Annotated in this window: 13 protein-coding genes; 3 read left to right on the forward strand and 10 right to left on the reverse strand. The window is 68.2% G+C overall.

What is annotated here, in order from left to right:
• Positions 1–238: 238 nt before the first annotated feature.
• Positions 239–466: a hypothetical protein gene (locus JNG39_RS15840; RefSeq protein ID WP_368312850.1), complete on the forward strand. Its 228-nt coding sequence runs from the start codon at positions 239–241 to the stop codon at positions 464–466.
• A gap of 601 nt (positions 467–1,067) precedes the next feature.
• Here the strand turns inward: JNG39_RS15840 and JNG39_RS15845 are convergent.
• From JNG39_RS15845 to leuS, 9 genes are all read right to left on the reverse strand, one after another.
• A complete protein-coding gene (locus JNG39_RS15845; RefSeq protein WP_368312852.1) occupies positions 1,068–4,934 on the reverse strand; it encodes a YhdP family protein in 3,867 nt (1,288 codons plus the stop codon).
• 45 nt (positions 4,935–4,979) lie between these two features.
• Positions 4,980–6,464, reverse strand: coding sequence for a ribonuclease G (gene rng, locus JNG39_RS15850; RefSeq protein ID WP_368312853.1), 1,485 nt, complete (start codon positions 6,462–6,464; stop codon positions 4,980–4,982).
• A gap of 53 nt (positions 6,465–6,517) precedes the next feature.
• Positions 6,518–7,075, reverse strand: coding sequence for a nucleoside triphosphate pyrophosphatase (locus tag JNG39_RS15855; RefSeq protein WP_368312854.1), 558 nt, complete (start codon positions 7,073–7,075; stop codon positions 6,518–6,520).
• A 12-nt stretch (positions 7,076–7,087) separates the two neighbouring features.
• Complete coding sequence (rlmH, locus tag JNG39_RS15860; RefSeq protein ID WP_368312856.1) at positions 7,088–7,558, reverse strand: 23S rRNA (pseudouridine(1915)-N(3))-methyltransferase RlmH; 471 nt, start codon at positions 7,556–7,558, stop codon at positions 7,088–7,090.
• Between the two features lie 6 nt (positions 7,559–7,564).
• Positions 7,565–7,903: a ribosome silencing factor gene (gene rsfS / locus JNG39_RS15865; RefSeq protein ID WP_247375295.1), complete on the reverse strand. Its 339-nt coding sequence runs from the start codon at positions 7,901–7,903 to the stop codon at positions 7,565–7,567.
• A gap of 287 nt (positions 7,904–8,190) precedes the next feature.
• A complete protein-coding gene (gene nadD, locus JNG39_RS15870; RefSeq protein WP_368312858.1) occupies positions 8,191–8,832 on the reverse strand; it encodes a nicotinate-nucleotide adenylyltransferase in 642 nt (213 codons plus the stop codon).
• Positions 8,829–9,833 (reverse strand): DNA polymerase III subunit delta, encoded by a 1,005-nt coding sequence (gene holA / locus JNG39_RS15875; protein ID WP_368313255.1) that lies wholly within the window; start codon positions 9,831–9,833, stop codon positions 8,829–8,831. The genes nadD and holA overlap by 4 nt, the downstream gene beginning before the upstream one ends.
• Positions 9,834–9,852: 19 nt before the next feature.
• A complete protein-coding gene (lptE, locus tag JNG39_RS15880) occupies positions 9,853–10,386 on the reverse strand; it encodes an LPS assembly lipoprotein LptE (RefSeq protein ID WP_368312859.1) in 534 nt (177 codons plus the stop codon).
• Positions 10,387–10,388: 2 nt separating this feature from the next.
• Positions 10,389–13,136 (reverse strand): leucine--tRNA ligase, encoded by a 2,748-nt coding sequence (leuS, locus tag JNG39_RS15885; protein ID WP_368312861.1) that lies wholly within the window; start codon positions 13,134–13,136, stop codon positions 10,389–10,391.
• Positions 13,137–13,314: 178 nt separating this feature from the next.
• Here leuS and JNG39_RS15890 point away from each other — a divergent pair, with 178 nt between their 5' ends.
• Complete coding sequence (locus JNG39_RS15890; protein ID WP_247369314.1) at positions 13,315–14,916, forward strand: peptide chain release factor 3; 1,602 nt, start codon at positions 13,315–13,317, stop codon at positions 14,914–14,916.
• Positions 14,917–15,037: 121 nt separating this feature from the next.
• Here the strand turns inward: JNG39_RS15890 and JNG39_RS15895 are convergent, their stop codons facing one another.
• Positions 15,038–16,699: an FAD-dependent oxidoreductase gene (locus JNG39_RS15895; protein ID WP_368312863.1), complete on the reverse strand. Its 1,662-nt coding sequence runs from the start codon at positions 16,697–16,699 to the stop codon at positions 15,038–15,040.
• Between the two features lie 100 nt (positions 16,700–16,799).
• Between JNG39_RS15895 and JNG39_RS15900 the strand changes: the two genes are divergently transcribed.
• On the forward strand, positions 16,800–17,708 hold the full coding sequence (locus tag JNG39_RS15900) for a lysostaphin resistance A-like protein (protein WP_368312865.1): 909 nt from the start codon (positions 16,800–16,802) through the stop codon (positions 17,706–17,708).
• Positions 17,709–17,777: the final 69 nt, after the last annotated feature.

Below are 17,777 nucleotides of genomic sequence, written 5' to 3' on the forward strand. Positions count from 1 at the left end.
GGTTGACGAACCGCGGCGCCCGCCGTTCGGGCTTGAGATGTTTCTTGCCGTTCTTACCCGGCGTGGTCACGTGCGCCCGTAAGACGCGGTAGGGCGTCGCCTGCTTCCTCGATCAAAGCGTTTCCGGCGCCCGGTCACGGGCGGGCCGGTGAGATCTCATGGCCTTGGGCGATGTGTTTCATCGCGGCACGTCGTTGGTGGCGTGCCGCACCTTGGAGGGTTTTCTATGGATGAGTGTTTGACGTTCGATCCGGACGCGACGGTGGATGAGCTGTTGAACCGTGCGGCGGAATGGTTGCAGTACGCGCGTGGGGTAACCGATCTGTTGGTGGAATCGATGCAGGAGACGGAATTGCCGGATCGGCAGCGGATGGCGTTGGCATTGGGTGCGGTCAGTACATTGACGGCGATGGGAACGCGATGTGCGATGCAGGCGCATGGGCGGATGCAGTGGGACAAGGCGTAGGTGGGCATGTCGCCTGCCCGCATGCACCGCGCTGGGTTCCTGCGTGCGCAGGAACGACGAGCTACAAGAATTGACCGTGGCGTATAACCCCCTCACGTCGTTCCTGCGCACGCAGGAACCCAGCGCCTCTCGTCCGAGGGAGCGAGAACGTTCCATCGGCTTTTGATCTCCGCGCCGCAAGCATGTCGCACGCTTGAATCGCCGACGAAGTCGGCTCCCACAACATCACCGCCTCACCCGACACCGCACCGCCGAAAGAGCCCCGGCCGCGCGCCCTGTCGGCCGCGTTAGGCGCCCGAGGACCTCGGAGCGGAAGAGACCCCGCAGGGGCGCCGGTCAGGATGACCGGCGTTCTTCGCCGAGACAGGATGTCGAGTCGAAGAATCCCGCGTAGAGGTCCGTGCCCCGAAGGGGACGGGTGACGTGCGGCCGACAGGGCGCGCGGTCGGGGCGACCGCCTCGATCCACACCGCTCTTCGCGCCGAAGGTGCGTGGACACATGCATTCGCTGGAAGCGAATGAACCGGTTGCAGGGCGACGCGAGAACCAACCGCCTCGCCGTAGGCACCGGCCCGCGCCGGTGCGACGGGCGCTTGCGTCACTACGGCTTCTGCGGCGCCGAAGGTACGTCCTTGTCCAGCGGCGTCATCACCGGTTTATCCCAGGTGCCGCCGATGTGATATCGCTTGCGCGCCGCCTGGTTGAGGCCATGGCCGAGGATGCCCTGCACGGCCAGGCCCGCTGCCGCGCCCACCGGACCGGCGGCCAGCGCACCCACCACCGGCAGGCTGTTGCCCACGTGCGGGACCACGAGCAATTGCTGGTCGTAGTCGCGCGTACGCAGGCCGGTGCGGCCGGTGATCGAAATCTCCGCCGCCGGGCCGCGAATCTTCAGGTTCTGCGTGGTCGCCGTGCCATCGGCGAACTGGAAATCGCCGGTGATCGAATCGAAGCCGAAGCCCTTGCCCAGCACGTCGCCGAAATCCAGGCCGAGGCGCCTCGGCAGTTCGGTGACCGAGACCAGCCCGAAAAGACGGCCGACACCAGGCTGCACTTCGAGGATGCGACCGTTGGCGATGTCGACCTTCAGCGAGCCGTTCATGTTCGCCAACGCCAGCGCGGAAGGCCCGCCGGGCCAGATGGCGTCGAGCCGCGCGGACGTGCGGCCTCCCTGGAGGATGCCCGCGAAACCCAGCGCGTCGAACATGCGCGCCACGTCTTCGGCGGCGAAGTCGATCGTCAGGTGCGTGCGGCTGTGCTTGTCGTCGCCGTTCCAGTCGCCCGATGCGGTGATCTGTACCTGCTTCGACTGCGCGCGCAACTGGTCGATGTGCATGCCTTCGTCGGTCGGCCAGGTCTCCAGCCGCGCTTCGCCGAGCTTCGCCTTGCCCAGGCGCATATCGGTCACGTGCAGGTGCAACGGAGGAAGACTCGACGGCGCCACGCCCGCTTCGTTCGCGTCGGCCGGCTTCTTCGTCGCGCTCGCCTCCTCGGCGTGGGCCACGGTCGCCGCCGTCGTCGCGGCGGCACCGGCCACGGCCTTGCCCTTCTTCGCCGCGTCGGCGGCATCCTCGGCAGCCGGCCACCAGAGCTTGTCCATGCGCGCCGTGATGCCGCGGCGACGAAGATCGTCGTTGGGCACGGTGAGTTGTCCGACCATGCCGTCGCTGTCGACGCGCAGGGACAGTTCCTTCGGCCCGGGGGTGGCCACCAGGTGCATGTTGCTGAAGTGCTGGGCGAAGACTTCGCCATCGTCAGTGGTGAGATCCAGGCCATACAGGCCGGGCCCATCGTTGCCCGTGGAGAGGCCGACCACGTATTGCACCCACCCGGAGACGTCCAGATGCGATGCATGACCGCCGATGAGGTAACCCTCAGGCGGCATCGTGGACGGCACGCCGCTGCCGAGGTTGAAGGCCGCGGCCAATGGCACCCGGCGCGGCTCGTCGGGCAGGCGCAGGCGGCCGCGCACGACATCGCCCAACGCGATGTCCAGCTGCGCGCCGTCCACCGGCAGGCCGACGCGCACCGATAATGGCTCCGCCTGCGCGGCGGGTTTCTTCACCGGCGTGGGCATGCGCAACTCGACGCCGCGCAGATCGGAATCCACGGTGAGCGTCTGCGTCGGCTCGTCCTGCGACGCGCGAGCGAGCTCGAAGCCCACGCGGAACGGCCCCCTGCCCTTCGCGATATCGCCGAGCCACTTGAGGTTGTCGTAGCCGGAGACGAGTTCGTCGACGGTGAACGCGCCCTGGACCGAAGCGCTGACGATCTTCGACGGATCGTCCGTGCCGCCGGCGATGGCGAGATCGAGCGTGGCGGGCTGACCCCGGAAGGCGGTCTTCAGGCCCGTGGCGCGAAAGCCCTTGCCGTCGAAGCTCATGTCGCCAGTGATCTTGTCCAGGCGCAGCTTCCAGGCGTCGGCGACGAGATCGGCGTCGCGGATGGTGGCCTTGCCGTCGAGCGTGAAGTCCTTGGCGTTTTTCAACGGCATGAGCAGGTTGAAGCCGAATTCACCGCTGCCGCCGAGCTGCATCCGGTCGAGCGTCTCGCGGCTGTTCGTTCCCACGGGGCTGTTCTTGACGAAGTCGAGATAGCTGGCGCCGGTGCCGACGCCGTTCACGCGCAGGTCGAGCGTGCTGTCGGCGAAGTCGGCGATCGCCGCCGTCGCGTGGCTCACCGCGTTACCGAGCGCGTGACCTTCACTCGCATCGACGAGCATGCCGTTGTCGGTGAAGCTGGCGACCGCCGTCACGCCCTCGGCGCGCGGCCAGCCGTTGCCGTAGTCGAGCACCAGGTCGTCGATGTCCACGCTGGCATCGAAGCGGCCTTCGTGGTTACGGAATGGGAAGTCCCTCAGGTTGCCGCGGAAGACCGCCGACCCGCCACGAAGGTGTCCGGACACCAGGCCGCGGTTGAGCCAGTTCTGAGCGGCCTCCGACATCGAATGCACCGGCCAGAAGAGCTTCGCCGCCGACACCTCCCCCTCGCCCAGGCCGACGTACATATCCATGAACGGTCCGCCGTCGCCCGACGGCAGCACGAATTCGCCACGCGCCTGCCCGCCGAAACCCTCCCCGCGAAAATCGAGCGGATCGATGCCGATATGCCAGCCGTCGTCGTCTTGGTATACCGCGATGTCGCCGCCAAGCGAGGACATGGCGAACGGCTTGCGGAACACGCCGGTCGCGTCGAGTACGGTGGCCTGGTGCGGCAGGCTCAACACCATCGCCTCGCCGTCGCCGAAGATCTCGCCGTGCAGCGAGGACACACCCGGCAATTTGCCGCTGGCGTCGATGCCCAGGCCGGAGAACGTCGCATGCGCGACGTGCAGACCGCCGGAGGAATCCCAGTCGGCGCGCGCTTCGTCGAAGCGACCGCGCGGGTGTCCCTCGCCCAGCCAACGCGCCATCGTCGGCGAAAGCTGCGGCAGCACGCCGGCCCAGGGCACGAGCGGCGCCAGCTCGAGATGACGGGCCACCAGCGTGCCACGCGAAGCGCCCGACTCCTGGTGCAGCAGCAGGGCCACGTCGCTGCCGTCCGCCCCTGCCCAATCGAAGCGACGTTGGTTGCCGGTGGCATCGGCATGCATGTCGAAGAGGCCGTGCAGTCCTTCGGTCGACACCATGCGGTCCGGCCCTCGCACCTTCAGACCGTCGAGATCGATGCGCGACGTGGAACGCGCCACGTGGGCGTCGCGCCATTGCACCCAGGTTTCGAAGCCGCCGCGCCCCTTCGCCAGGGTATAGCCGCCTACCTCGATGTCGGACGTCAACGCCGCGAAATCGACCTGACTGCCCTTGAGATAGACCATGCCCGACGAGCCGTCGTCGGCGAAACGCGCGGCGGTGGTCAACAGGCCGCCGCCGTTTTCGCGGCGCAACGTGCCTCCGGCTCGCACCACGTGCCCTTGCATGCTGATGCGCAACTGGTCGGCGACGAGTCCGTAATGGCGATCCGTGCCCTCGTCAGCGATGTCCAGCCGCAGGTTGCTCAGCCACAGGTCGGCCGACATCTGGCCCAGGGACACCTTTTGCGAACCGCCTCCGGCGGCGAAACCGTCCACGCTCCAGCGTCCATCCGCGGCGCGGCGCAGCCCCAGGCGCAGGTCGGTCAGGCGCAGGTTCAAGAGGTGCCGCGATGGCAGCACGAGGCCGCCGAAATCGAGTTTCAACGCCGCGCGCGGCAGGTGCAGCGGCGCCCCGCCGTTCTCGCCGGTGACGCTGACGTCGCGCATGACGAAAAGGGGCCCGGAGGGCTGCCAGAAACCTTCCAGCGACGCGAACGTCACCGGCCGGCCGAGCTTCTCGCTCAGCGTCGCCGCCACCCGGCCGGGATAGCGCGCGGCCAACGGCAACAGCAACTGGCCCAGCGCCATGGCGATGGCGAGCGCGACGAGCACGCTCGCGACCAGTCCAACGAGGAAGAACCGCAGGCGTCGTACGCGATGGCGCCAGGCCGGATTCACCGCCTGGCGTTCCGGCAGCGCTCCGTCAGGTGGATGTGAAAATCCTTAGAGGAGAACGACATCGAACTGTTCCTGCGAGTAATGCTCTTCGGCCTGGAAGCGTATGCTCTTGGCGATGAACTCTTCCAGTTCCGCGACCGCGGCCGATTCTTCCTCGAGGATGCGTCCGACGACCTTGGGGCTTGCCATGACCAGCAGCTTTTGCGCGTTGAACTGCCGCACCGCCCGCGTGATCTCGCGAAAGATTTCGTAGATGACGGTCTCGGCCGTCTTCAGCGTGCCCCGCCCGCTACAGGCCGGGCACGGCTCGCACAACTGGCGCTCCAGGCTTTCGGTGGTGCGCTTGCGGGTCATTTCCACCAGGCCCAGCGCCGACATCGGGTAGACCGTGGTCTTGGCGTGGTCGCGCTGCAGGCCCTTCTCGAGCATGCGCAGCACCTGGCGCTTGTGCTCGTCGTCGATCATGTCGATGAAGTCGATGATGATGATGCCGCCGAGGTTGCGCAGGCGAAGCTGGCGCGCCGCCGCCTGCGCCGCCTCGAGGTTGGTGCGGTACACCGTTTCCTCGAGGTTGCGGCTGCCGAGGTAGCCGCCGGTGTTCACGTCGATGGTGGTCATCGCTTCGGTCTGGTCGACGATGAGGTAGCCGCCCGACTTCAGCGGCACCTCCTTGCGCAGCGCGCGCTGGATCTCGTCTTCCACGCCGTAGAGGTCGAAGATCGGGCGCTCGCCGGAATAGTGTTCGACGCGGTCGGACAGCACCGGCATGAACTTCTGAACGAATTTGACCGTTTTCTCGTAGGTTTCGCGTGAATCCACGCGGACCTTCTCGATGCCGTCGTTCAGCGAATCGCGCAGCGAGCGCAGCGGCAGCGACAGTTCTTCGTACACCCGCTCGCCGACCTTGGCCTTGGCGATGTTTTCCTGCACCACGCGCCAGACCTTGCCCAGGTAGGTGACGTCGAAGGCCAGGGATTCTTCCGATTGGCCCTCGGCATTCGTGCGCACGATGTAACCCAGCGGGTTGTCGCCCAGGAGCGGCGTGATGACGTCTTTCAGGCGCTGCCGCTCGGCATCGTCCTCGATGCGCACCGACACGCCCAGCGTGCGCGAGTGTGGCAACAGCACGAGGTAACGGGACGGGATGGACAGATGCGTCGAAAGGCGCGCGCCCTTGCTGCCGATGGGATCCTTCACCACCTGCACCACGATTTCCTGGCCTTCGTGCACCAGCTCGCTGATGGACGGGACCGGACCGTGCCCGTTGGACTTCCCCCCCTCGGCTTCGGCCGTGTGCAGAGGCGCGCGCACGATATCGGAGGCATGCAGGAACGCGGCGCGCTCCAGCCCGATCTCCACGAATACCGCCTGCATGCCCGGCATGACCCGTTGCACCCGGCCCTTGTACACGTTGCCCACGTAGCCGCGCTTCTGGGCGCGCTCGACGTGGACCTCCTGCAGCATGCCGTTTTCGACGATCGCCACGCGCGTCTCACGCGGCGTGACATTGATCAGGATCTCCTCGCTCACTGCGCCCCTCTCCTTCAATTCCCGCGTCTTATAGCCCGCGCGAGGATGACCTGTCACTGACCCCTGAGGAGTCGGGAAGTTTCGTGCAAGGGCAAGCCCATCACACCCGAGTATGTGCCGGAAAGGTGTTCCACGAAGGCCGCGGCGCGGCCCTGGATCGCATACGCGCCAGCCTTGCCGAACCATTCGCCGCTCTCCACGTAGGCCGCGATGTCGGCCGCCGAGAGGGCAGCGAAGCGTACCGTGGAAAGTGCCGTCGCATCGTGTTCGCCGCCGGCGTCGACGAGCCAGACCGCCGAAAGCACGCGGTGCTCCACGCCCGACAGGCGGCCGAGCATGGCCGCCGCGTCGGCGGCGTCGCGCGGCTTGCCGAACACCTCGTCGCCGAGGATCACCTCGGTGTCGGCGGCGAGCACGCGCGCACCGGCCTCTTGCGCCACCGCCGCGAACCCGGCCAGGGCCTTGTCGCGGGCCACCCGCGACACGTAGGCCTCCGGCGTCTCGCCCGGGCGCCGCACCTCCTCCACGTCGACGTCGAGCGTGCGGTGTTCCACGCCGATCTGGCCGAGGAGTTCGCGACGGCGCGGTGACTGCGAAGCCAGGTAGAGCACGAGGCGGTTCCTTCAGGCGCGATGGTAGGGATGGCCGGCCACCAGGGTGGTGGCGCGGTAGAGCTGTTCGGCCAGCACCAGCCGCACGAGCATGTGCGGCAGCGTGAGCGGCCCCAGCGACCAGCGTTGGTCGGCACGCGCCAGCACGTCGGGCGCGTGGCCGTCGGGGCCGCCGATGAGGAAAGCCAGGTCGCGGCCGCCCATGCGCCAGTGTTCGAGCTGCTGGGCGAGATCTTCGCTGGACCAGGCCTTGCCCCGTCCGTCGAGCGCGACCACGTGGATGTCGCGCGGCAGCGCGGCGAGGATGGCGGCACCCTCGTCGAGGATCGCCTTCGCGTCGTCACGCCCCTTGCCGCGCGCGCCGGGGCGTATCTCGATCAGGTCGAGCGGCAGCTCATGGGAGAGCCGCTTGCGGTATTCGGAAAAGCCCTCGGCCACCCAGGCCGGCATGCGTTCGCCGACGGCGATCAGGCGCGCCTTCACGCGCGATCAGTCGTTGGCGGCTTCGGGCGGCGCATCGTCGCCGACCGTCCAGAGACGTTCCAGCCCATAGAACTCGCGAATGCGGGGCAGCATCACGTGCACGATGATGTCGCCAAGGTCGACCAGTACCCATTCGGCTTCGGACTGGCCTTCGACGCCGAGCGGCATCACGCCGGCTTCCTTCGCGAACTTGACCACCTCGTCGGCGATCGATTTCACGTGGCGTGCCGAGGTGCCCGAGGCGATGAACAGGACGTCGGCGATGGAGGTTTTGCCACGAACGTCGATTTCGCGGACGTCCTTGGCCTTGAGGTCTTCCAGTGCGGCCGTCACGCGCTGACGCAGATGCTCGTTGCTGGCGGCGGACTTGGACTTTGCCTTGCGGGGGGCGGGAGAACTCAAGATGCGGAAACCTCGTGCGGCGGAAGTGCCGGGTGGGATGGATTATACCTTTCCGGGGGGCGGGGCGCGTCAAATGCCCGTAGGCGGGAATTCGGCGAAAACCCGCTTCACGGCGCTGGGGCTCCTGCGTTCGCAGGAGCGACGAGTGGCAAGCTTGGAGTCCGTCGCTCCTGTGAACGCAGGAGCCCAGCGCCCAGCGCCAGGTTTCCGCGACCGCGACGCTACGGCTCTTAGCGCCCCAACGCCCGGTACGGCGCCAGCAGCGCCTCGTCGGCGAAGCACTCCGACGGCAGCAGGAAGCGCGGCTCGTTGCCCGCGGCGAACGATTCCCGGATCGCCGTGGCGGCGATGTCCAGTGGCGTGATGGGGATATCCAGCACCGTCCCCGCCGGGCCATGCACGCGTTCGGCATGGCGGCCGTCGACGAAATCCGCCAGCTCGCCGTCCAGGGCGTGTGCCCCACCCGGCCGCGTCAGCACGCCGATGTGGGCCAGCTCGAACAGCTGCCGCCAGAGGTGCCAGGACGCCAGGCCGGCGAAGGCGTCGGCACCGACGAGCAGCACCAGCGGACGCTCGGGCCCGATCTCCCCGCGCAGCGACGCCAGGGTGTCGACGGTATACGACGGCCCGTCGCGATCCAGCTCCCGGGTATCGAGGGTCAGGCGGTCCTGCCCGGCGAGGGCGGCGCGCAGCAGGGCCACGCGCCCGGCGGCATCGGCCACCGGCGGCGGACGATGGGGCGGCGTGCGCGCAGGCACCATGCGCACCTCGGCGTCGAGCGCCTCGGCCGCCTCCCAGGCTCCGCGCAGGTGGCCGTTGTGAACGGGGTCGAAGGTGCCGCCGAGGATGGCGAGCGGTCGCGGATGGCTCATGCGAGGGCCACCGCCGCGCGCGGCTCGGCGATGGCGGCCACCAGACGCTCGGCCTCGAGCCAGGGATGGCCCTGCTCGCGGCCCTTGGCCATGCGGTCGATGCGCGCGGCGCGGGCCAGGCAGGCCATCCAGTGTTCGCGCGGAGCGCGGCGCAGGGCCTTGCGGAAAAGCTGTTCGCGCGCCGGCCAGAGCCTCTCGGCCTTCGCCTGCGCGGCGAAATCGCGCGCGTTGGCCAGGCGCAGCGCCAATTGCAACTGATTGACCATCCAGCCCATCAGGGCGATCAGCTCCTCACCCTCGGCATGCAGGCCGGCGAGGATGCGCAGGGCACGCGCGCCGTCGCCCGCGAAGGCCGCGTCGGTGAGCTTGAAGGCGTCGAAACGGGCGCTGTCGGCCACGAGGCTTTCCAACGTGGGGGCATCGAGTCGGCGGTCGCCGGCCAGCACCACCAGCTTGTCGACTTCCTGCGCGGCCGCGAGCAGGTTGCCCTCCACCCGTTCGGCGAGCATCGCCACGGCATCGGGCGTGACCTGCAGGCCTCGCGATGCGAGTCGCGCACCCACCCACTGCACCCATTCGTTCGGACGCGGCGCGTTGAAGACGACCTGGACGCCCGCCTGGTCGACGTGTTTCGTCCAGGCCGCTTCGTGCTTGCTGCTCCACTCGGTGGCGGTGATCAGCAACGTGGTGTCGGGTGGCGGATTACCGGCGAATTCGGTGATCGCCGCGCCGCCGTCCTTGCCGGCACGACCGCCGGCCAGGCGCAGGTCGAGCAGCCGCTGCGTGGCGAACAGCGACAGGCCGGCGCTGGCGCGGGCCAGGTCGTCCCAGTCGAAGCGGCTGTCGGCCTCGAGCACCTCGCGTTCGGCATACCCCAGGCGCCGCGCCATGGCACGCACGGCGTCGGCGGCTTCGAGCACCAGCAGTTCCTCGCCCGCCAGCAGGTACACCGGCGCCATGCGATCGCCGGCGAGGTGCTTCTGCCACTGGCCGGCATTCATCGGCACGCGAAAGGCTCCGTCACTGCGCGGCGGGCTTCGCCGCCTGGTGCGCCCCGGCGGCCTGCAGGCGGAACAGGATCGACTGCACCATGTCCCCGATGAGGCTGCGCTGCAGCTCCTCGGTCTGGCTCGCCGTGCCGATGGTATTGGTGGCGTCGTAGCTGAACTCACGCGACATGTCGACCGACTGGTTCGGCACGAGGACCGTGCCGTCGGGCGCCCGGGCGTTGAAATCCACGTGGTAGCGCACGGCGTATTCCGTGACGCGCGCCGTGCCGCTCACGGTGAGCGAATCGGTGCGGAACGTGTTGGAGGTGACGGCCAGCTCGGCCGAATCGGCACCGGGCTTGTCGACGATCTCGGCGCCGGAGTTCTCCAGCGCGCGTGAGAGGTCGCGTTCGAGCTTGCCGCCGCCCGATACCGTGAGGTGGATCTTCTTCATCCCCTCGGGCAGCGATGCCGACTGGCGAAGATGGAAGCCGCAGCCGGCGAGCAGGGCGACGGCGGTGGCGACCAGGACGGCGCGCAACGGGCGGAAACGGTTCAGGCTCATGGTTATCCTGCGACGATGTTGACGATCTTGCCCGGCACGACGATCACCTTGCGCACGGTGAGCCCCTCGAGCTGGGCGGCCACCTGCGGCACGGCCTTCGCCATGGCTTCGGCTTCGTCTTTCGACGCCGACGCCGGCACCTCGATGGTAGCGCGAAGCTTGCCATTGACCTGAACCGCGTAGGTGAGCGAATCGCGCACCAGGGCCGAGGGGTCCACGACCGGCCAGCCGGCGTCTTCGACCAGGGTTTCCCCATGGCCCAGCACCTGCCACAGGGCGTGGGCGACGTGCGGCGTGAACGGATTGATGAGCAGCACCACGGCGGTGAAGGCTTCCTGGCGCAGGGCCACGCCTTCCTCGCTCGGGTCGTCGAAGCGGTTCAGCGCGTTGAGCAGTTCCATCAGCGCGGCGATCGCCGTGTTGAAGGACTGCCGGCGACCGATGTCGTCGGTGACCTTCTGGATGGTTTCGTGCAACTGGCGGCGCAGCGTCTTGCGCGCGGCGTCGCCGGCCGGGAGGACGCCCTGCCCCTTGCCACCCTCGGCGTGCGCGGTCACGTCGCGCCACAGGCGGCGCAGGAAGCGGGCCATGCCGTCCACGCCGGCCTCGTTCCATTCCAGCGACTGGTCGGGCGGCGCGGCGAACATCGAGAACAGGCGCACGGTGTCGGCGCCATAGCGGGCGATCATGGCCTGCGGGTCCACGCCGTTGTTCTTGGACTTGGACATCTTCTCGGTGCCGCCGATCTCCACCGGCTCGCCGTCGCTGCGCAGCGTGGCGCCCACGATGCGGCCGCGCTCGTCGCGCCGTACGTCCACGTCGGCCGGGTTGAACCAGGTGCTGGAGCCGTCGGCTTCCTTGCGGAAGTAGGTCTCGGCGATGACCATGCCCTGACACAGGAGGTTGGTGGCCGGCTCGTCGCTGTCGACCAGCCCCTCGTCGCGCATGAGCTTGTGATAGAAGCGGAAGTACAGCAGGTGCAGGATCGCGTGTTCGATGCCGCCGATGTACTGGTCGACCGGTGTCCAGTAATTGGCCCGCTCGTCCACCTGGCCGTTCGCGCCGGGGCTGGTGTAGCGCGCGTAGTACCAGCTCGATTCCATGAAGGTATCGAAGGTATCGGTCTCACGCTCGGCCGGGCCGCCGCAGTTCGGGCAGGTGGTCTTGCGCCACTCGGGGTCGGCCTTGATAGGCGACTGCACGCCGGAGAATTCGACGTCCTCGGGCAGCACCACCGGCAGTTGGTCCTCTGGCACCGGCACCGCGTCGCAGGTGGGGCAATAGATCACCGGGATCGGGCAACCCCAGTAACGCTGGCGGCTCACGCCCCAGTCGCGGATGCGCCAGTTGACCCGGCGCTCGCCGCGGCCCGCGGCTTCGAGCCTCGCCGCGATGGCGTCGAACGCCGCGTCGAAGTCGAGGCCGTCGAACTCGCCGGAATTCACCAGGTAGCCGTGCTCGGTGTAGGCACCGGCTTCCTGGATGTCGCTCTCGAAAGTGCGCACGGTTTCCACCGCCGCCGAGGTGGCATAGGCGTCCGAATGGCCGCCGTCGAGCGCGTTCTGGGTGGCGTCGGTGGCTTCGCCCCTGGCCAGGTCGCGCTTCATCTCGGCCAGCGCGTCGAGCACGCCGCGGTCGACCACCACCATCTTGATCGGCAGCGAGTACTTCTGGGCGAACTCCCAGTCGCGCTCGTCGTGGCCCGGCACGGCCATGACCGCGCCGGTGCCGTAGCCCATGAGCACGAAGTTGGCCACCCACACCGGCACCTTTTCGCCGGTGATCGGGTGCACGGCGTCGATGCCCGTGTAGTAACCGCGCTTCTCCTGGGTTTCCAGCTCGGCCTCGGAGACGCCGCCGGACTTGCAGCTCTCGATGAATTCAGCCAGCCCCGCGTTGCCCTCGGCGGCACGCACGGCGATGGGATGCTCGGCCGCCACGGCCACGTAGGACACGCCCATCAGGGTGTCGGGGCGCGTGGTGAACACCTTCAGCGGCTCGGCCTGGCCGTCCACGTCGAAGGTGATTTCCAGGCCCTGCGAGCGGCCCAGCCAGTTGCGCTGCATGGTCTTGACCGCATCGGGCCAGCCGGGCAGCGCGTCGAGGCCGTCGAGCAGCTCCTGCGCGTAGGCGGTGATCTTCAGGAACCACTGCGGGATCTCGCGCTTTTCGACGACGGCGCCCGAGCGCCAGCCGCGGCCGTCGATGACCTGCTCGTTGGCGAGCACGGTCTGGTCGACAGGGTCCCAGTTCACCACGCTGTTCTTGCGGTAAACCAGGCCCTTCTTCATCAGGCGGGTGAACATCACCTGTTCCCACTGGTAATACTCGGGGCGGCAGGTGGTGACCTCGCGGGTCCAGTCGTAGGCGAAGCCCATGCGCTTCAACTGCTCGCGCATGTGCTCGATGTTCTTGTAGGTCCACTTCGCCGGCGCGGTACGGTTCTTGATCGCGGCGTTCTCGGCGGGCAGGCCGAAGGCGTCCCAGCCCATCGGCTGCAGCACGTTCCTGCCCTGCTGGCGCTGGAAGCGGCTGATCACGTCGCCGATGGTGTAGTTGCGCACGTGGCCCATGTGCAGGGCACCGGAGGGGTACGGCAGCATCGAGAGGCAGTAGTACTTCGGCTTGCCCGCGTCTTCGGTCACCTCGAAGGCGCGCGTGTCCTGCCAGAAGCGCTGGGCGGCGGTCTCGACGGCGTCGGGGGCGTAACCGCCCTGCTCGCGCGTTCCCTGGTCGTGGGTGTCCTGCATGGTGTCTGGGTACCGGATGAAAGGCTGAACGGCCGCCCCGTCGGGGCGCGGCGCTTAATCGCGGGAGACTATCCCACGGGGCGCCCGGGGCCAAGCCCGAGGCGTGGCCGCCTACCCTCGGCGGCGTCCAAATCCGCGCTAGAATAGACGGTTAGCCCATCGACACTCCTTCGCATCCATGGCCACACACCTTTCCGAAACCCGGCGCCGGCGCAGCTTCGCCATCGTCAGCCACCCCGACGCGGGCAAGACCACGCTGACCGAAAAGCTGCTGCTGTTCGGAGGCGCGATCCAGATGGCCGGCTCGGTGAAGAGCCGCAAGGCAGCCCGCCACGCCACCTCCGACTGGATGGCGCTGGAAAAGGAGCGCGGCATCTCGGTCACCTCGTCGGTGATGCAGTTCCCGTACAACGACGCCATCGTCAACCTGCTCGACACCCCGGGCCACGCGGACTTCTCCGAAGATACCTACCGCGTGCTCACCGCGGTGGACTCCGCCCTGATGGTGATCGACTGCGCGAAGGGCGTCGAGGAACGCACCATCAAGCTCATGGAAGTGTGCCGCCTGCGCGACACGCCCATCATGACGTTCATCAACAAGCTCGACCGCGAGGGCCGCTCGCCCATCGAACTGCTCGACGAGGTGGAATCGGTGCTGGGCATCGCCTGCGCGCCGCTCACCTGGCCCATCGGCATGGGGTCGCGCCTGAAGGGCGTGTACCACGTGCTGCTCGACGAAGTGCACGTGTTCGAGCCGGGCAAGAACTTCACCCGCCAGGATTCCACCATCTTCCAGGGGCTCGACCACCCCGAACTCGCCGCCCGCATCGGCGAGGAAGCCTTGAGCGACCTGCGCGACGAGCTGGAGCTGGTGCTCGGCGCCTCCAACCCGTTCGACATCGAAGCCTACCTCGCCGGCAAGCAGACGCCGGTGTTCTTCGGCTCGGCGGTGAACAACTTCGGCGTGCAGCTGCTGCTCGACTTCTTCGTGGAGCACGCGCCCGCGCCGCGCTCGCGGCAGACGCTCACGCGGGAGGTGAAGCCCGAGGAAGAGAAGCTTTCCGGTTTCGTCTTCAAGATCCAGGCCAACATGGACCCGGCCCATCGCGACCGTGTGGCCTTCATGCGCATCTGCTCGGGCACGTACACCGCCGGCATGAAGATGCAGCAGACGCGCACCGGCAAGGAGGTGCGCATCGCCAACGCGCTCACCTTCATGGCCTCCGACCGCGAGATCGTCGAGACGGCCTACCCCGGCGACGTGATCGGCCTGCACAACCACGGCACCATCACCATCGGCGACACCTTCACCGAGGGCGAGCCCCTGTCGTTCACCGGCATCCCCAACTTCGCGCCCGAGCTGTTCCGTCGCGCGCGCCTGCGCGATCCGATGAAGATGAAGGCCTTGCAGAAGGGCCTGGCGCAGCTGTCGGAGGAAGGTGCCACGCAGTTCTTCCGTCCGCTGATGTCCAACGACCTCATCCTGGGCGCGGTCGGCGTCCTGCAGTTCGACGTGGTGGCCTATCGCCTGAAGGACGAATACAACGTCGACGCGAGCTTCGAGCAGGTGGGCGTGGCGACGGCGCGCTGGATCCACTGCGACGATGCGAAGAAGCTCGAGGAATTCCGCGAGAAGAACGCGGCCAACCTCGCCATCGATGCGGCGGGTGAACTCGTCTACCTCGCGCCGACGCGCGTGAACCTTCAGCTCGCGCAGGAGCGCTGGCCGCAGGTGCGGTTCTCGGCCACGCGCGAGCATGCCGCTTCGGTCGAGGTTTAAAAGCTCGCTCTCGCTGCACCCCGCTCGGTAGGAGCCGATTCATCGGCGATGCATGCGCGCGACACCGTTAGGAATCGCCGATGAATCGGCTCCTACCGAGCAAAGCAGGGTGCCAACAGGCCTACATCGGCGACGGATTGAGGAACCGGTGGATGGCCTGCACCACCACCGAGCCCTCGCCCACCCCCGACGCCACGCGCTTGATCGATCCCGAGCGCACGTCGCCCACCGCGAACACGCCGCGCAGCGTGGTGGCGTAAGGCGACGGCGTGGCGAAACCGTCCGCATCGCGGCCGGTGAGCACGAAGCCCTTGCGATCGAGGTCGAGGCAGTCCTTCAGCCAGGCCGTGTTCGGCTCGGCGCCGATCATCACGAACAGGCTGCCGATCTTCTTTCGTGTCTGCGCGCCGGTCTTGCGACAGAACCAGCCCACCTCGCGCAGGTAGGTGTCGCCGTCCACGTGGTCGACCTGGCAATGCGAATACAACGTGATCTTCGGCGACTGCATGATCCGCTGCACGAGGTAGTCGGACATCGTCGCGGCGAGGCCCTCGCCGCGCACGAGGATGTGCACGTGCGCCGCCGTGCGTGCCAGGAACACCGCGGCCTGACCGGCGCTGTTGCCGCCGCCGACCACCACCACTTCCTCGCCGGCGCACAGGGTGGCCTCCATCGCCGTGGCGGCGTAGTGGATACCCTGGCCCTCGTAGCGTTCGTAATCCACCTGGTCGAGCTTGCGGTAGCGCGCCCCCGTGGCGATCACCACCGACTTCGCCGTCACGACGTCGCCGCTGTCCAGGTGCAACCGGTACGGACGGCCGGCGCAATCCATCCGCTCGACCGAACGGGCGACGGCCACGTGCGCGCCGAACTTCATCGCCTGCACGTGCGCGCGGCCGGCCAAGGCCTGCCCGGAGATGCCGGTGGGAAAGCCCAGGTAGTTTTCGATCTTGGAACTGGTCCCGGCCTGGCCGCCCGGCGCCAGGGCTTCGAGCACCAGCGTGTCGAGGCCTTCCGACGCGGCGTACACGGCGGCGGCGAGGCCCGCGGGGCCCGCGCCGATCACCGCCACGTCATAGGTGTGGTCGGCGTCCAGCTCGATGGTGATGCCCAGTTCGTCGGCCAGTTCGGCCGTGGTCGGGCAGCGCAGCACGCGACGGTCGGGCAGGATCACCACGGGACACTCCGTCGCGTCGATGCCGCATCCGTCGATGAGGTGCCTGGCGTCCTCGTCGACATCGGTGTCCAGCAGGCGGTAGGGATAGCCGTTGCGAATGAGGAAGCTGCGCAGGCGCACCGTATCGGCAGCGTGGGCGGAACCGGCCAGCGTCACGCCGCCCGTGCCGGTCTGGATCAACTCCACGCGGCGGAGGATGAACGCGCGCATGAGGATCTCGCCGATGTCCGGCTCGCCCGAGACAAGGCGGCGGAAGGCGCTCGTATCCAGGCGGATGAGGCGGCTGTCGGAGCCGGTGCGGGCATTCACCATCGCCTGGCGGTCGCTGAAGAGATCCACCTCGCCGGTGAACTGGTTCGCTTCGTGCACCACGAAGATGTTCGGCTCGCCGTCCTTGCCGACGTCGAAAATCTCGATCGACCCCTCCACGACGAAGAAGCAGTCGATGTGGCGCTGTCCGCGACGGAACAGCACCGTGCCGGCCGGCACGCGCTCCTCCACGCCGTAGCCGGCGATACGTGCGCCCATGTCGGCGTCGAGATGCGGAAAGACCTGTTCGCGGCGGTTCATCGGACTGGACGGGTCGTTCGGGTTCGGCTTGCTCATGGGGGGTTCCGTCGGTCGCGCGAGAGGGATGGGATGATGAGCGTATCCGGCACCATCATGCCTGCGTAGACTGCACGCGCAAACCCACCCTGAGGCCGACATGACGCCGACCGAATCCCGACCCGGCCTCGCCGCCCGCATCGCCCGTTCCGCACCCGGCCGCCTGGTGATCTTCTTCGCCTGCATGGTGCTGATGGGGCTCGTCGCCAGGCGGGTCTACGCGGGCCTGGGCCTGCCTACCGGGCCGATCCCCTTCGACGACGTCACCCCGCTGATCCAGGCCTTCCGCCTGGCGCCCGCCGTGCTGGCCTACTGGCTGCTGGTCCGCTCGGTCGAATCGCGACGCGTCCACGAACTCGCGCCACGCAAGGCCGTCCCCCACCTATTGCTGGGCATGGCCGGCGGTCTCGCCGCGATGTCCCTGGTCGTTGGCGCGCTCTGGGCCATGGGCGTCTACGTGGTGACCGGCGTGAACCACGACGCGCACTGGCTCGGGCCGATCCTGGTGCTCGGGGTGGGCGCGGGCGTCGGCGAGGAAATCGTCAGCCGTGGCGTGATCTTCCGCATCGTCGAAGAGGGGCTCGGCACCTGGGCCGCCCTGCTCGTGTCCGCCGCCGTCTTCGGCGGCGGACACCTGTGGAATCCGAACGCCACCGTATGGAGCGCCGCGTGCATCGCGCTGGAGGCGGGCCTGCTGTTCGGCCTGCTCTTCCACGTCACCCGCTCGCTGTGGGTCTGCATGGGGGCGCATGCCGCCTGGAACGTGGCGGAAGGACCGCTCTACGGCACCCCGGTATCCGGTTTCGACCAGCGCGGCCTGCTGGTCTCGCACCTGCAAGGACCGGAATGGCTCACCGGCGGCGCCTTCGGCGTGGAGGCGTCCGTGGTCACCCTCGCCCTGGGCTCGGTCATCACCGCCGCCTGCCTGTGGGTCGCCGTGTCCAGGCACAGCCTCGTGCCTCCCTTCTGGCGACGCCGTTCGAACGCCACGCGAACGGATCGCGGATAATGTGTCGGCCGCCAAGGACAAGGCGCACCGTTTCGATGTAACACCGTCGTAGAGCGCCGGGCACCGCGC

Source organism: Luteibacter sp. CQ10, assembly GCF_040900725.1.
In the GTDB taxonomy this organism is placed as follows: domain Bacteria; phylum Pseudomonadota; class Gammaproteobacteria; order Xanthomonadales; family Rhodanobacteraceae; genus Luteibacter.

Coding starts and splice junctions, on each gene's coding strand:
- holA (WP_368313255.1), bottom strand. CDS start 9,833: ATGAATGCCGGCCAGTGGCAGAAGCACCTCGCCGGCGATCGCATGGCG.
- JNG39_RS15890 (WP_247369314.1), top strand. CDS start 13,315: ATGGCCACACACCTTTCCGAAACCCGGCGCCGGCGCAGCTTCGCCATC.
- leuS (WP_368312861.1), bottom strand. CDS start 13,136: ATGCAGGACACCCACGACCAGGGAACGCGCGAGCAGGGCGGTTACGCC.
- lptE (WP_368312859.1), bottom strand. CDS start 10,386: ATGAGCCTGAACCGTTTCCGCCCGTTGCGCGCCGTCCTGGTCGCCACC.
- nadD (WP_368312858.1), bottom strand. CDS start 8,832: ATGAGCCATCCGCGACCGCTCGCCATCCTCGGCGGCACCTTCGACCCC.
- JNG39_RS15895 (WP_368312863.1), bottom strand. CDS start 16,699: ATGAGCAAGCCGAACCCGAACGACCCGTCCAGTCCGATGAACCGCCGC.
- JNG39_RS15900 (WP_368312865.1), top strand. CDS start 16,800: ATGACGCCGACCGAATCCCGACCCGGCCTCGCCGCCCGCATCGCCCGT.